Origin of the sequence: Bradyrhizobium sp. B124, from assembly GCF_038967635.1 — a bacterium.
Lineage (GTDB): Bacteria > Pseudomonadota > Alphaproteobacteria > Rhizobiales > Xanthobacteraceae > Bradyrhizobium.
In genome coordinates, this window is the sequence record NZ_CP152413.1 from 1961119 (window position 1) to 1974179 (window position 13061).

Genomic DNA, 13061 nt, shown 5'->3' on the forward strand with positions numbered 1-13061 from the left:
TGCTTCAGCCGTTATAGGCGAACAGCTCGATCGGCTCGCTGAAGCCGCGCACCGGATGCTCGCCGACATGTTCGAGCGCGAAATCGTGCTCGACCAGATCCGCGAAGGCACGGGACAGCAGCACCGTTTTCTTCAACTGCTTGGTCAGCGTTTCGAGGCGCGATGCCATGTTCACGGCGGGACCGATGACCGTGAAGTCGAGCCGGGTGCGCGATCCGATATTGCCGTACATGACGTCGCCGACATGGACGCCGATGCCGTAATTCATCGGCGCCCGGCCCATCATGCCGTTCCGTTCGCTCAGCGCCGCCATCGCCAGCCGCGCCTCGGACACCGCGTGCAGCAGGTTGGCGCAGGCCTTGGGATCGCTGAGCGGGAAAATGGCGAGCAGGCCGTCGCCGATGAATTTCAGGATTTCCCCGCCATGCCGCGTAATCGGCTCCGACATCGCGTCGAAATAGTCGTTCAGGAGATCGATGACGTCATCGCGCGGCCACGAGTCCGATATCCGGGTGAAATCCCGCAAGTCGCAGATCATGATTGCGGCACGGACCGTCGTGCCGCTGCCGCGCCGCGTCGCGCCGGCCAGGATCATCTCGCCGGCATGCGACCCGACATAGGTCTCGAGCAGCGTCCGCGCCAGGCGGTTCTTCATCCGGATCTCGCTGACCAGCGCCAGCACCGGCAGCACCGTCTTCAGGCTGGCGATATGCGCATCATCGAAACCACCGGCACGGTCGGTCGCGAAGGTCACGACATGCCGCTTGCCGAGCGTATGCAGCAGCGGCCACGCCACATAATCGGTCAGGCCCTGCGCGCGCATGTCGTCATAGAGCGCGTGCTTGCGGCCCTGCGACGGGTCACGTTCGAGCTTCTCGCGCACCTCGTCGGCACCCTGATGGATTTCGTAGACCGGACTGCCGATATATTCCGATCGCTGCTGGACATCGTAGTCGACCCGCGTGATCTCGGCCTCGCGTTTCCCGTCGGCCCAGATGATCCGGGCGCCGAGCCATTGCGGATGCTGGATCAGGAGGTTCATCGTCGCCCGCTTGAGCGGAATGCCCGTGCGCTGCAGCCGGATGCACAGCTCGGCGAAAATATTGTCGATAAAGCGCTGGTCACGCGTCTCGTTGGTCAACCAGCTGACAACGTCGCCATCGGACTGCGGCGTGACGGACTCGATGTTGGGGGCGTTCATGGCTGACTCCGGAGCGGCTGGGATTGGCACGACGATATGTGTGTTTCCGCCCGGCAACGTCAACGCCGCCAGCGGTATCGTGATGGCGGGCGACGGCTGAGATGCTGTCGGCCTGCCCAAGCTCCGTCCGGGTCGCCGGGCGCAACCCAACTGGTTAGCGATCGATTAATTGCAACGCGCGGACGTTGCATTGCAGGCACACTGCGTTTTGTTTCGCAGTAAACGATACAACCTTCATTTGTCTGCTCACAGTGAGTCACATAACGTAACACGCATCCGCCGCCGGCGAAGGTTTGCCGGAATGCAACCTGCCAGGCCGCGGCAAGAACAAGGGGCAAAAGCACCATGCGCGAATGCATCGGGGCTGCGACGAAACCGCGACACGCGGATGACAATCCACCCAATCTACGCCGGACTGCATCGCGTCCCGCACCCGCGCGCACTTCCAGCGCCTGCTGCTGATGAGCGCCTCGGTGGCCGCGCTCTCGGCACTGATGCCGCGGTCCGCCGCGGCGCAGAGCTGGACCGGCGCCACCGGCAACGACTGGACGGTCGGCTCGAACTGGACCGGCGGAACGGCGCCGGCGGGTGGCGCGGTCGCCGTCGACAAAACCTCAAACATCGTCCTCGGCGTGGCCGCTGGAGCGACGGGCACGACGGGTAACTTCAAGTTCGGCGGAGTCACGGCCGGGGTGGATGCCAACCTCACAATTCAAAACGGCGCGACACTGACAACCACCGGCAACTCGCTTTCGATCGGCAACACCAATGGCACGACGTCCACCGTGACCGTGACCGGAGCCGGATCGCAGTGGATCATCAATGGCATCCTTAATATCACCGCTGTGGGCACAAACACCCTCAACATCGAGAACGGTGCGACCGTTGTCGCAGCAGGCAGGCTCGTCGTCACCAGCCCTGGCGGCACCGGCACTGGTACCCTCAACGTCAGCAACGCCACGCTGGTGGAGCGTGGCTTCGGCATCAGCATTCTCAACGCGGGCGGTCAGGCCAACTACGACAACGCCGTCATCCGCGCGGCCGCCAATACCGCCGCCCTCACCAGCGGAACGGCTGCCCAGAACAACATCGCCGCGGGCGGACTGACCATCGACAGCAACGGGTTCCTCGTTATCGCCTCCGTTGGCTTCAGCGGCGTCGGCGGATTGACCAAGACCGGCAACGGGATCTTCAGGTTCGGTGGCGCCGGCAACAGCTACACCGGCGACACGGTGATCGAGCAAGGCACGCTGCAACTGGGGTCGGCCGCCGGCTCGGGGAATGTGCTCGCCAGTTCGAGCCGGGTGGTCGATAACGCAATCTTCGATCTTTCGCTCACCCCCGACACCAACGCCCACATCCAGAGCCTCGCCGGCAGCAGCGCCGGCACCGTCACGCTGGGCACCAAGGACCTGATCCTCACCAACGCTCATGACAGTTTTGCCGGGACGATCAGCGGCACCGGCGGGCTACAACTCACCGGCGGCACGCAGGCGCTGTCCGGTGTCCAGGCCTATACGGGCGCGACCACGATCACATCAGGCACCTTGGCGCTGACCGATGCGGGCTCGATCGCCGCCTCCAGCCAAGTGATCGCGAACGGCACGTTCAGCATCGCAGGCCTTTCCGGCGCGGGCACCAGCATCCAGCGGCTGTCGGGCAGCGGCGGCGTCGATCTCGGCGCCAAGACGCTGACCATTACGGCCGCGAAAGACACGTTCTCCGGCATAATCGGCGGCACCGGCGGGCTGACGCTGTCAGGCGGCAGCGAGACGCTGTCCGGCGCCAATACCTATAACGGCGTGACCACGATCACCGCAGGCACGCTGGCGCTGACGGGCGCAGGATCGATCAGCAATTCCCGCGTGGTGACGAATGCCGCGTTCGACATTTCCGGCCTCGCCGGGACCGGCACCAGCATCCAAAGCCTCGCCGGCAGCGGCAGCGTTGCGCTCGGCGCCAAGACGCTGACGCTGACTAATGCCAACGACACGTTCGCCGGCGCGATCGGCGGCACTGGCGGGCTGACGTTCGCAGGCGGCACCGAGACGCTGTCCGGCACCAACAGCTATAGCGGCGCCACCACAGTGAACGGCGGCACGCTGCGCGCCGGCGCGGTCAATGCCTTCAGCGCGGCATCTGCCGTCACGGCCGGCGCCGGCACCACGATCGACCTCAACGGGTTCAACCAGACCATCGGCGGCTTCAGCAATGCCGGCACATTGCAGTTCGGCACGACGCCGGGCACCACGCTGACGGTTGCCGGCAATTATGCCGGCAATGGCGGCACGCTGCTGTTCAACACCGTGCTCGGCGGCGACGGCTCGGCCACCGACCGCCTGGTCGCAGGCAGCACGTCGGGCAGCTCGACCGTGCGGATCAACAATGCCGGCGGCGGCGGCGCGCAGACCGGCGATGGCATCAAGCTGATCGACGTCACCGGCGCCTCCAACGGCATATTCACGCTGGCGGGCAACTACTCGCTGCAGGGGCAGCAGGCGATCGTCGCCGGCGCCTATGCCTATACCTTGCAGAAGAACGGCGTCGCGACGCCGACCGACGGCGACTGGTATCTGCGCTCGACCCTGGTGCCGTCGAGCGACCCGGCCGCGCCGACGCCGCTATACCAGCCCGGCGTGCCGCTTTACGAGAACTACGCCCAGGTGCTGCTCGGCATGAACGCGCCGCCGTCGATGCAGGAGCGCGTCGGCAACCGCTACTGGGGCGGCGGCGGCCCGAGCGAGGCGATGGCGCGGATGGGCGTGACGCCGGCGGCGCAGGCCGACAGTTCATGGACGCAATCGGCGTTCTGGGGCCGCGTCGAGGGCGGTCAATCCAGCCTGCGGCCGTCGAACATCACAGGCTCGACCGCCAACAGCGATGACTTCAAGGCGCAGGCCGGGCTCGACGGCCTCGCTCTCGAGAACAGCTATGGCCGCCTGATCGTCGGCCTGACGTTGCAGTATGGGCTGACCACAGCGTACGTGAATTCGTTCTTCGGCAACGGCCGCATCCGCGCCGAGGGCATCGGCGTCGGCGCCACCGCCACCTGGTATGGCGACAATGGCGTCTATCTTGACGGCCAGATGCAGACCATGTTCTACCGCGGCGATCTCACCTCCGACCTCGTCGGCAGCATGGCCCATGGCAATGAAGGCCTCGGCTATGCGTTCAGCGTGGAAGGCGGCAAGCGCATCACCATCGGCAACGGCTTCTCGCTGACCCCGCAGGCGCAACTCGCCTATTCCAAAGTCGAGTTCGACGGCTTCACCGACCGCTTCGGCGCGCTGGTCTCGCTCGGCAATGCCGACAGCCTGCTCGGTCGCGTCGGGCTGTCGCTCAATTACCAGAAGAGCTGGAGCGACGGCGCACGCTCCGACCTCTACGCGATCGGCAATCTGCACTACGAGTTCCTCGACGGCAGCAATGTCGATGTCGCGGGCACGAGCTTCGCCAGCGCCAACGACCGGCTCTGGGGCAGCGTCGGCGGCGGCGGCAGCTACAGCTGGGCCAACGGCCGCTACACGCTGTTCGGCGAAGCCACCTATCGCGCCAGCCTGCAGGATGCCGGCAACAACCACAGCTACAAGAGCACTGCCGGCCTCCGCGTGGTGTGGTGAGGCCGGAAGACCAAAGCGCAATGAAATCGGATTGAAGCGGTCTCAGGAAGGCTGCGCCTCTCCCGCTTGCGGGGTCGAGACGAACGAAGCTGCACGATTTCTGAATAATGGAATAATGCCGCCGATTTGCCCGACGAGTCAAGCTGCCGTGTTCGCCGGCAGCCGCCGGCTACTTTGCATGGGGTTGTTTTCGATATTTTGGCCGTGCGCCCCTGCGGCGGCAGGTTAGCGCACCCGTTCGACCTGATCTCTTCCCCGTCTACCCGCCCAGCCGGTCGACCTCGGCCTTGCCGGCCTTCATGACAAGCGGGATGTGCTCGCCCTGGCCGAGCAGGCAGGTCACTTCGCGCAGCGGATTGCCCTCGACCACCAGCAGGTCGGCGAAAGCCTCCGGCGCGATGCGGCCGAGCTTGCCTTCCATGCCGAGCACTTCGGCGCCGACAATGGTCGCGCTATGGATCACGGCCTGCGCACCGAGCAGCTCGGCGCGGATCCGGAATTCGTCGCTCTGCAGCCGCTGCGATGGCCCCAGCAGGTCGGTGCCGAACCCCATCTTGACGCCGGCCTCGCGATAGATCGCAAGCGAGCGCAAGCCGGCGTCGCGCACGTCGGCGACCTTGGCGACACTCGCCGCAGGCAGGCCGTACTTGGCGCCTTCGGTGGCCAGCGCCTCATAGGTAACGAGCGTCGGCACCACATAGGCGCCCTGCTCCGCCATCAGGCGCGCAGTCGGAAGATCGACCAGATTGCCGTGCTCGATGGTGCGCACGCCGCAGCGCACTGCGCGCTCGATCGCCTCCGCGGTGTACGCATGCGCCAGCACATAGGTGTGCCGCGCCTTCGCTTCCGCGACGATGGCGCGGATCTCGTCCTCGGAATAGCCGAATGCACCGATCGGATCGGTGGGCGACGCGACGCCGCCCGACGCCATGATCTTGATCTGGTCGGCGCCCATCTGCAGCTCCTCGCGCACCGCCTTGCGCACCGCATCGACGCCGTCGACGACGCGCGCGATCGCGCCGACCCGCACGCAGCAGGAGCAGGTCGGGTCGGCCAGATAGTCCGAGCGGCCGCGCCCGTCGCCATGCCCGCCGGTCTGGCTGAGCGCGCGGCCGGAGACGAACAGCCTCGGCCCGTCGGTGAGGCCAGTGTCGATCGCCTGCTTCAGCGCATAGCCGGCGCCGCCGGCATCGCGGACGGTGGTGAAGCCGCGCTTTAGCATGCCTCGCAGCAGCATGGTCGAGCGCAGCGTCACCAGCACGTTGGCCATCCGCGCCTGCTGCGACAGGTCGAGCTCGACCGCGACCGCGTGCACATGCAGGTCGATCAGGCCGGGCATCAGGGTCTTGCCCTTGAGGTCGATGACGCGATCGGCCGAGGCCTCGATCGGCCGGTCGGAGACCTCCTTGATCAGGCGATCCTCGACCAGCACGTGGTGCCCTTCGAGCAGATCGGAGCGCAGCGGATCGAGCAGCGCGGCATTCTTGAAGAGGGTCGTGGACATAAGGGCCTCCTGTCGAGATACAGCGGCCGCGATCACGCAGCTTCGCTTGCGATGTCTTCCAGTGATCGGCCACGCGTCGGCACGCCCATCAGCACGACGGTGACGGCACCGATCAACAGCACGGTCGTGGTGACGCCGAACACGCCGGCAAAGCCGAAATTCGGGTAGAGATAGCCGACCAGGATCGGTGCAATGATCGCGCCGATGCGGCCGATGGCGGATGCGAGCCCTGCCCCCGTAGTCCTGATCGCGGTCGGAAACACTTCGGCCGTGTAGGCATAGACGCCGGCATAGGTGCCGTTCATGAAGAACGACAGCAGCAGGCCGGCCGCCATGATCTGCCCGTCGCTCGCGGCAAAGGCGAGCCCGAGCGCGCTGGCGCCGCCGAGGATCATGTAGGTCGCGATCGTGGACTGCCGGCCGATCCGCTCGTTGAAGAAGGCGGCGGTGAAATAGCCGGGCACCTGCGCGCAATACATCGCCAGCGAATAGCCGAAGCTCTTGGTGATGCTCATGCCATTCTGGACCAGCAGGCCCGGAATCCAGACGAAGAAGGAGTAATAGCTGAACGTGATCGACAGCCACATGATCCAGGTCATGGTGGTGATCCGCGCCTGGCGGCCGGCCAACAGCGCCGCAAAATTGCTCAGCAGCGTCCCCGACGATACGGCCGGCACAACGGGCTCGGCGACCGGCGGCGGCAGCACGCGGCCCTCGCGCGCGAAGCTCGCCTCGACCTTGTCGAGCACCGCTTCGGCTTCCTTCACCCTGCCGCGGCTTTCCAGCCAGCGCGGCGATTCCGGCAGCGACCGGCGCCACCACAGCAGCATCACGACAGGTATGGCGGTGATCACGAGCACGATGCGCCAGCCATTCTCGTAGGCCGGCACGATGAAATAGCCGAGCAAGGCGGCGGCGACGAAGCCGAACGAGAAGAAGCCGGCGAGCGCGCCGGTGAAGGCGCCGCGGTAACGCCGCGCCACGAATTCCGCGAGATAGGGCGCGATGATCGCGCTTTCCGCGCCAGTGCCCATGCCGGCGACGACGCGCGCGGCGAAGAACGCCGGCCAGCTGTCCACCGTCGCGCTCACCAGCGAAGCCGCACTGTAGAGCGCGAGCGCCGACATCATCACCGTACGGCGGCCGATCAGGTCGCCCAGCGTCCCCGCGAACAGCGCGCCGAACAGATAGCCGACGAAGGTGCTGCTGCCGAGCACGCCGGTCTCGACATTGGTGAGCCCCCAGGCGGTGCGCAGCACCGGCAGGATGAACGCCAGAACGGCGGCATCCATCGCGTCGAACAGATAGCCCAGGCCGCCCATCAGCAGCAGGTGCACATGGAAACGCGCGAACGGCAGGCGCTCGATGCGCGCCGAAATCATCGACATGAAATAGCCCCCCTCCGCCCCGCGGTCGGCACGCGCCGCGAGGTCGGTCCGGGGGGAATGATAGACAAATCAATATTATGGGAATAATTTATAATTGTTATCTGGCACATCACCATTGTGAATATTGCTCGTGTCCTTCCGCACCCTCGACCTCAACCTGCTGAAAGTCTTCGAGGCGCTGATGACCGAGGGCAGCGTCACCCGCGCCGCGAGCGCGCTGACGATGACCCAGCCCGCCGTCAGCAACGCCCTCGCCCGCTTGCGCGACGCGCTCGGCGATCCCCTGTTCGTACGATCAGCCAGCGGAATCCGCCCGACGCAGCGCGCGGTGGCGCTGTGGCAGCCGATCGGCGACGCGCTGGAGCACGTCCGCCACGCGCTCGACGAGGACGCCTTCGATCCGCGGCGCACCGAGGCCGAGTTCAGCCTGTCGATGTCGGATTACGTGTCCTCGCTGGTGATGCCGCGGCTCATCAACCGCTTCAGCGAGATCGCGCCTTCCGCGCGCATCCACACCTTGCCCAACACCATCCTCGAGATCGGCGACCGGCTCGAGGACAACCGGGTCGATTGCGTGCTCAGCGTCTATGTCAACGAGGCGCAGCAGCCGCCGGCCGCGATCCGCTCACGCTCGCTGTGGACCGTCGAATATGCCTGCATGATGCGGCGGGATCATCCGCTGGCGAACAGGAAGCGGCTCAACGCCCGCAGCTTCCTCAGCGCCAAGCACGTCGATGTCAGCCTCGCCGGCAAGACGCTGCCGACCTACGACCAGTTCCTGGCCTCGCGCGGCCTGTCGCGCAATCTGGTCACGACCGTCAATCACTACAACGCCGCCTACGAGATCGTGCGCCAGTCCGACCTGATCGCGGTGCTGCCGCGCGATCTCAGCGCGCAGTCCCGCCACGCGCCCCATCTGCATGCGGTGCCGGTGCCGCTGCCGGCGCCACCGCGCATCGTCAGCCTGTTCTGGCACCAGCGCAACGACACCGTTCCCGCGCAGCGCTGGCTGCGCGAGACGCTGGTGGAGCTGTTCGCGCGGATGGAGTGAACAGGCGCAAGGCGTGCCCCTGTCAGGTCGATGTGGGCGCGGGTTCGATCGACGCGGCGTCCGCGGCCGGCGACGGCCCGTTCCGCACCAGTGGACGTCCAGACAGCCGGTGCAGCGCAAGGTAGCTCGCCATCGCAACACCGATGCCGGTGAGCCACGACAGATCAACTCCGCCGGTCGCCAACGCAAGCGGGCCCTGCATGGCCTTGATGGTGCCCATCTGGAACGCCCACGCCGCCACGAAGCCGGCAGCAAAGGCGATCAGCCCCGCCCAGTTGAAATCACGATCCCGACCCGGCTCCTCGTAGAGCGAGGCGACATCGATGCGGCCACGGCGCACCAGGTAGAAGTCCGCGAGCGTCACGCCGGCCCATGGGCTGATCCAGACGATCAGGGCGACCATGAAGTTGTCGAAGGCATGGGCAAAATCACCCGATTGCAGGAACCCGTACAGGATCACGGAGGCGATCAGGCCGGACAGCACCGAGATCACCCAGCGCGGCCGCCGCAGATCGAGCGCGAGCGACGACAGCGCCGCCGAATAGATCACGACGATGTTGGTCGCGATCGGGCCATGAAGCAGCACCAGCAGCACCGGCAGCGCCATCGTGCCAAAAGCCGCGATGATCAGCTTCGACGGATCGGAACCGGCGCCGGCCGATGCAATGGCCGCACCAAGGAAAGCGAGCCAGACCGTCGGCAGGAACATGCCGAGGAATGTCGCCCGAAACACCTTGGCGGCACTGAGTGAGGGCCTAGTGAAACGCGTATAGTCGGAGGCATAGGTGAGCCACGAAATGCCCCAGCCGATGCCGATCGCGGTCATCAGTTGCGTCGCCGCGGCGAATGCCGGCATGCCGGTGACGGTGGCCGACTGCCACTTGATATCGACGCGCAGGAAGGCCAGCGCGGTCATGACCGCCATGATCAGCAGGATGAACGGCATGGTGTAGCGCTCGAACACTTTGATGGCATTGAAGCCCCAGGCTGCGATGCTGATTTGAAACAGCATCACCAGCACCGCGATCGCGTATTTGAGCTCGATGCTGCCGCCAAGCCCCATCCGATCGAACGCAGCCATGCAGAGATCGAGCACGATCCAGGTGTTGATCGCGACCCACCCCATCGGCATCAGCACCTGTGCCAGTGCCGGCAGATAGGCGCCGCGGCGGCCGAACGCCAGCCGGCCCAGTACCATCTGCGGCACGCCGGTGCGATGTCCCATCAGGCAGAAGGTGGCAAACAGCGCCGCGCCGAACAGATTGCCGACAACGATGACGGCAAGCGTTTGCAGCAGGCTCAGACCGAGCTGGATTCCGAGCGCGCCCAGCACCCAGTTGATCGGCGCGATGTTCGCGCCGGTCCAGATCCAGAACTGATCGAACGATGACGAGGTGCGGTGCGCCGCCGGCACCGGCTCGATTCCGTGGGCATCGAAGCCGGCCTCATCCTGTGCCGGAAGCTGTGTCTGCTTGAGCAACATGTTTCCCCCGTTGTCCGGCGCATTGGTTTGGGCCGGGATGGGGCATCTGAGCAGCAGGCAGCGTTGAGGCGATAATGAGAAATCCTCAAGCCGGGTTGAGACGACATCGAGAGTGAAGTTTGTCGACCCGAATGTCGGCAAATCGGCCGCGATCAGGCTCGCACACCGCGTCACCGTGGCGCGCCGTTTCACTGTTGAGATTTTCTCAACTCGGCTGCCGGATTCGTCAATCACGCCGAGCCCGGCACTCGGTCATTGTGGAGCCGACACATTGCCCCCAATCCAGCCGAGGCCAGGGATGACGACACTTCTGCATATCGATGCCAGTCCGCGCGGCGACCGTTCGGTCAGCCGGAAACTCTCGAAGTCGTTTGTCGAGCACTGGCTGACGCACGAGCCCGGCGCCACGATCATCGCGCGCGACGTCGGCCGCAACCCGCCGCCGCTCATCACGGAGGCGTGGGTGGCCGCCGCTTTCACCGCGCCCGGCGACCGCACGGCGCAGGAGCGCGACGAGCTTCGTCTCTCCGACACGCTGATCGACGAGCTTGAACGCGCCAACGTGATCGTCATCGGCGCGCCGATGCACAATTACGGCATGCCGGCGGCGCTGAAGTCATGGTTCGACAAGGTGATCCGTATCGACCAGACCTTCAGCTTCGATCTCGCGCGCGGCGACTTTCCGCTCGAGCCGATCATGCGCGGCAAGACGCTGGTGGTGCTGAGCTCGCGCGGCGAATTCGGCTTCGGCCCCGGCGGGGTGCGGGAAACCATGAACCATCTGGAGACCCACATCTTCACCTGCGCGCACTATCTCGGGGTACAGGAGAGCCATCTGATCGCGGTCGATTACCAGGAGTTCAACGATGAACGCTACCGGCGATCGCTCGCCGACGCCTTTGCCGCGATCCCCGTGCTGGTCCGGCAGTGTCTTGGAATCGACGAGCCTGTTAACGTCGCGGCGGAATGATGCGCCCATGCCTGTCGGCTGCACGAGGATGATCCGATGATAAAGAATCCCATCCCCTGGCCGAACGGCGCGCGTTGCGCCTGTGCGATCACGTTCGACGTCGACGCCGACAGTCTGATCCACATCGCCCGGCCGAAGGACTCCTTCGACCGGCTCTACCCGATCACGATGGGACGCTACGGGCCGACCGTCGGCGTGCCGCGCATCCTGGAGACCTATCGCCGCCTCGGCCTGAAGCAATCGTTCTTCATGCCGGCCTGGACCATGCAGCGCTATCCGGATGCGGTGGAGGCGATCCTGAAGAGCGGCCACGAGATCGGCCATCACGGCTACATCCACGAGGATCCGACCGAGATTTCCTCGGCGCAGCAGCGCGATGCCTTCGAACGCGCGCTGGACATTCATGTCGCGATGACCGGGCGCAAGCCGCGCGGCTACCGTGCACCGGTCTACAACGCCAACCAGACCACGATCGACCTCCTGATCGAGCACGGCTTTGTCTACGATTCGTCGCTGATGGCCGACGACATCCCGTACCAGATGCGCACCGCGCGCGGATCGCTCTACGAGATGCCGCCGCACTGGGGATCGGACGACTGGCCGCCCTTCGCCCATTATGCGGAGATCGGCTACATGATGCCGGTCAAGTCGCCGAGCGACGGCCTTGCCGCCTCGTTCGAGGAGTTTGAAGCCGCCTACGAGGCCGGCGGATTCTGGATGGGGATCTGGCACCCGTTCCTGACCGGCCGGCTTGCCCGCTGGCGTGTCGTGGAGCGCTGGCTCGAAGAAATCGTTGCCGAACGCAAGGTGTGGTTCGCATCGCTCGAGGACATCGCCGCGCATCTCGACGGCCTGGTCAAGGCAGGCACCTACCAGGTCCGCGTCGAGACCCTGCCCTACTTCACGCAGCCCGTGTCATGACCTGTTCGGGAGCTGCACGAAAGATGGCCGCCTCCCCCCGCAGCCAGTCGATGAACGCCGTCACCGCTTTGCGCCGGGTAGCGCTCGGCGCATCGACGAGACGATAGGCGAAGCCCGCAAGCGCGGGACCTTCGAGCCGGCGCAGCGTGCCCTGACGCAATTGCTCGTCCACCAGCGCATCGCTGCACAACAGCGGCCCGAGCCCGCGCTCGGCGGCGTGCAACGCCAGCGGCTCCTCGCTGTACCAGGAGATGCGGACGTCCCGGCCGGGATCATGATCGGCCCCCGTGAGCCAGGCCGACCACGCCGGCGAATCCAGCGCGGCGTTCTTCCAGCGGAACGCCAGCAGCGAGCGCGAGCGGACGTCGTCAATGCCGAGACGAACACCGGGCGGACAAATCGCGCTCGCCGCAACCGCAATGTAGCGATCGCTGAACAGCACAGATGTCTCGCCGGCGCGGTCGACGCGTCCGTAGCGGATCGCCAGATCGACGCCGTCGGCGCCCGGCGTCCGCACCTCCTCGGTCGCATCGATGTGGACGACGAGGTGAGGAAACGCCGCGTTGAAGCGCGCGAGCCGCGGCATCAGCCAGCGCTCGGCGAAGGCACGCGTGGTTGATACCGTGATCGCATCGCCATCGGCCGGCGGACGGATCGCGGCGAACGCGCTCGCCATACGGTCGAAGCCGTCGCGCAGCATGGGGAACACCGCATGGCCCTCCGCAGTCAGCACGACCGCGCGGCCGGAGCGCTCGAACAGCTTGTGGCCCAGAATTGCTTCGAGTTGCCTGACCTGGTGGCTGATCGCCGTCACCGTGACGCAGAGTTCATTGGCGGCGGCGGTGAAGCTCTCGTGACGCGCCGCGGCTTCGAACGCGCGGACGGCATTAAGCGGCGGCAGCTTGCGCATGATCGGTTCTCCG

9 protein-coding genes are annotated in these 13061 nt (G+C 65.9%); 4 read left to right on the top strand and 5 right to left on the bottom strand.

What is annotated here, in order from left to right:
• Positions 1-4 precede the first annotated feature (4 nt).
• Positions 5-1201, bottom strand: coding sequence for an adenylate/guanylate cyclase domain-containing protein (locus AAFG13_RS09415; RefSeq protein WP_342711846.1), 1197 nt, complete (start codon positions 1199-1201; stop codon positions 5-7).
• Positions 1202-1674: 473 nt separating this feature from the next.
• Between AAFG13_RS09415 and AAFG13_RS09420 the strand changes: the two genes are divergently transcribed.
• The gene (locus tag AAFG13_RS09420; protein ID WP_342711847.1) at positions 1675-4821 is read left to right on the top strand and encodes an autotransporter outer membrane beta-barrel domain-containing protein; all 3147 of its coding nucleotides are present in this window, start codon (positions 1675-1677) and stop codon (positions 4819-4821) included.
• Positions 4822-5080: 259 nt separating this feature from the next.
• Here the strand turns inward: AAFG13_RS09420 and AAFG13_RS09425 are convergent, their stop codons facing one another.
• Both AAFG13_RS09425 and AAFG13_RS09430 read right to left on the bottom strand, forming a co-directional pair.
• Positions 5081-6325, bottom strand: a complete 1245-nt coding sequence (locus AAFG13_RS09425; protein WP_342711848.1) for an amidohydrolase family protein — start codon at positions 6323-6325, stop codon at positions 5081-5083.
• Between the two features lie 32 nt (positions 6326-6357).
• Entirely contained in the window at positions 6358-7713 is a 1356-nt protein-coding gene (locus AAFG13_RS09430) for an MFS transporter (protein ID WP_342711849.1), read from the bottom strand.
• A gap of 124 nt (positions 7714-7837) precedes the next feature.
• On the opposite strand from AAFG13_RS09430, the gene AAFG13_RS09435 reads away from it, so the two are divergent.
• Complete coding sequence (locus AAFG13_RS09435) at positions 7838-8764, top strand: LysR family transcriptional regulator (protein WP_342711850.1); 927 nt, start codon at positions 7838-7840, stop codon at positions 8762-8764.
• A 22-nt stretch (positions 8765-8786) separates the two neighbouring features.
• Here AAFG13_RS09435 and AAFG13_RS09440 read toward each other — a convergent pair whose 3' ends face one another.
• Positions 8787-10247 carry a cytosine permease gene (locus AAFG13_RS09440; RefSeq protein WP_342711851.1) on the bottom strand — a complete coding sequence of 487 codons (1461 nt, stop codon included), beginning with the start codon at positions 10245-10247 and terminating at the stop codon, positions 8787-8789.
• A gap of 298 nt (positions 10248-10545) precedes the next feature.
• On the opposite strand from AAFG13_RS09440, the gene AAFG13_RS09445 reads away from it, so the two are divergent.
• Together AAFG13_RS09445 and AAFG13_RS09450 are read left to right on the top strand one after the other, a co-directional pair.
• Positions 10546-11217, top strand: a complete 672-nt coding sequence (locus tag AAFG13_RS09445) for an NAD(P)H-dependent oxidoreductase (protein ID WP_342711852.1) — start codon at positions 10546-10548, stop codon at positions 11215-11217.
• A 36-nt stretch (positions 11218-11253) separates the two neighbouring features.
• Entirely contained in the window at positions 11254-12138 is an 885-nt protein-coding gene (locus AAFG13_RS09450; protein WP_342711853.1) for a polysaccharide deacetylase, read from the top strand.
• Here the strand turns inward: AAFG13_RS09450 and AAFG13_RS09455 are convergent.
• Positions 12119-13048: a LysR substrate-binding domain-containing protein gene (locus AAFG13_RS09455; RefSeq protein ID WP_342711854.1), complete on the bottom strand. Its 930-nt coding sequence runs from the start codon at positions 13046-13048 to the stop codon at positions 12119-12121. The genes AAFG13_RS09450 and AAFG13_RS09455 overlap by 20 nt on opposite strands.
• Positions 13049-13061: the final 13 nt, after the last annotated feature.

What these genes read in the sequence shown, in the direction of transcription:
- AAFG13_RS09440 (WP_342711851.1), bottom strand. Translation starts at nt 10,247, where the DNA reads ATGTTGCTCAAGCAGACACAGCTTCCGGCACAGGATGAGGCCGGCTTC.
- AAFG13_RS09430 (WP_342711849.1), bottom strand. Translation starts at nt 7,713, where the DNA reads ATGTCGATGATTTCGGCGCGCATCGAGCGCCTGCCGTTCGCGCGTTTC.
- AAFG13_RS09415 (WP_342711846.1), bottom strand. Translation starts at nt 1,201, where the DNA reads ATGAACGCCCCCAACATCGAGTCCGTCACGCCGCAGTCCGATGGCGAC.
- AAFG13_RS09455 (WP_342711854.1), bottom strand. Translation starts at nt 13,048, where the DNA reads ATGCGCAAGCTGCCGCCGCTTAATGCCGTCCGCGCGTTCGAAGCCGCG.
- AAFG13_RS09425 (WP_342711848.1), bottom strand. Translation starts at nt 6,325, where the DNA reads ATGTCCACGACCCTCTTCAAGAATGCCGCGCTGCTCGATCCGCTGCGC.
- AAFG13_RS09450 (WP_342711853.1), top strand. Translation starts at nt 11,254, where the DNA reads ATGATAAAGAATCCCATCCCCTGGCCGAACGGCGCGCGTTGCGCCTGT.
- AAFG13_RS09445 (WP_342711852.1), top strand. Translation starts at nt 10,546, where the DNA reads ATGACGACACTTCTGCATATCGATGCCAGTCCGCGCGGCGACCGTTCG.